At 45.6% G+C, this 439-nt stretch carries 1 pseudogene; it reads left to right on the top strand.

The features are described 5' to 3' along the window. Positions 1-439: pseudogene (locus tag ACOSVP_RS18590) on the top strand (hypothetical protein); the annotation flags it as partial.

The raw sequence follows: 439 nt of genomic DNA, 5'->3' as shown, positions 1-439 counted from the left end.
TGCCCAAACCCGTGCCGATGCGCGAGATGCGAGTCTTGATCGAGAGGCTTTGGCGGATAAAGCAAAGTCAATTGAAAAGCAGATTTATGGGCCAATTTATTATCAAAATAAAGCTAAACATGATGCGGAAGTGCCTGATACGAACGAGCCGGCTCTTTTAGAGCGGGCTAAGCAAGCCACAGCATTTACCAATGGCAACGGGACTAATCCTTTTGCAAGGCTTGCCCCAGACCAACTGACATTGATTATTTATGATGAAAGCGGCACTTTTACGACCAATGAGAGACACGCAGCTCTATCAGAACAGGAAGATCAACGTTATGCTCGGGAAGTGGCTAATACGAATGAAATTATGAGGCAGTGGCGGCAGAAGAATGGTGACTTTAGCGAAGCTTTAGAAAGCATTAGGGACTATAACAATAATCTCCCTCCCATTGAG

The organism is Marinomonas sp. HM11-D, assembly GCF_057626615.1.
The sequence above is the reverse complement of the archived record's forward strand: the minus strand, read 5'-3'. Positions and strand labels throughout refer to the sequence as shown.